Annotated in this window: 1 protein-coding gene; it reads right to left on the bottom strand. The window is 63.5% G+C overall.

Annotated features, from left to right (window positions below; translation table 11 throughout):
- Nucleotides 1-32: 32 nt before the first annotated feature.
- A protein-coding gene (locus tag AB0N24_RS27550) for an IS3 family transposase (protein WP_364131779.1) occupies nucleotides 33-1180 on the bottom strand; the annotation gives its coding sequence in 2 pieces (ribosomal slippage) (nucleotides 33-901 and nucleotides 901-1180; 1149 coding nt in all).
- Between the last annotated feature and the right edge of the window lie 66 nt (nucleotides 1181-1246).

The following is a 1246-nucleotide window of genomic DNA, read 5'->3' on the forward strand; positions in this document are numbered from 1 at the left end:
GGGACTGCCCCGGCTTTTGTTGACTCGGGGTCTTAGGCCGCTGTGAGCGCGGTCCGGTTGATTGTTTCATATTCGATTGGCGTGAGTTTTCCCAGCCGTCTTTGCCGTCGCCGGCGGTGATAGGTCCGCTCGATCCAGCTCGTGATAGCCAGCCGGAGATCCTGCCTGGTGAGCCACCGCTGACGGTCCAGGACGTTCTTTTGCAGCAGCGAGAAGAACGATTCCATCGCGGCGTTGTCCGCACACGCACCGACCCTGCCCATCGATCCTGTGAGCCCGTGGTGGCGCAGTGATTCAACGAAGCGACGGGACCGGAACTGGGACCCGCGATCCGAGTGCACCACGGTCGCTGCCGGGCGGCGTGCCCGGACTGCGTTCCCCAGCGCGGACACCGCCAGCGAGGACTTCATCCGTGAGTCCATCGAGTAACCCACGATCCGGCCGGAATAGACGTCCTTCACCGCGCAGAGATAGAGCTTCCCCTCGGCAGTGGGGTGCTCGGTGATGTCCGTCAGCCACAGCTCGTTCGGGGCAGTGGCGGTGAAGTCCCGCTCCACCAGGTCATCATGGACCGGTGGCCCCGGCTTCCGGTTCAGGCCCCGCTTCTTGGAGAACACCGACCAGATGCCGTGGTCCCGGCACAAGCGCTGGACCCTGTTCTCACCCGCCACGATGCCCTTCTCCGGGAGTTCGTCGGCGATGAACCGGTACCCAAACGCCGGGTCCTCCGCATGGATGTCCCGGGCGGCGTTGACCAGGTGCGCATCGACCCAATCCCGTTCCGTCACCGGGCTGGCCCTCCACCGGTAGTAGCCTTGCTTGCTAAATCCCAACACCCTGCAGGTCACCGCCACGGGAACACCGTCGGCGGCAAGATCCGTGACCAGCGGGTAGATCATTTTGGGTTGATGTCCCTCGCCAGATAGGCAGCCGCCCGGCGCAGAATCTCATTCTCCTGCTCCAACAACCGGTTCCGCTTCTTCAACTCCCGCATCTCAGCCGACTCTGCCGCCGCGGTCTCTGCCGTGCCGGATTCCTTGGGTTCAGCGATGGCAATCCAGCGCTTGAGCGTCGTGACCGAGAGCCCGAAATCCTTCGCAATCTGCGCCAGGGGCGCCTCACCCTTGCGGGCCACATCAATAACATCCTGGCGGAACTCCGCCCCATAAGCCGTGGGCATAGTCAACATCCTTCCACGAGCACAAGCTCGCTAGGTCAAGGAGTCAACAAAACCGGGGGCAGTCCC

It is taken from the genome of Arthrobacter sp. NPDC093128, from assembly GCF_040683875.1.
Taxonomy (GTDB): Bacteria; Actinomycetota; Actinomycetes; order Actinomycetales; family Micrococcaceae; genus Arthrobacter.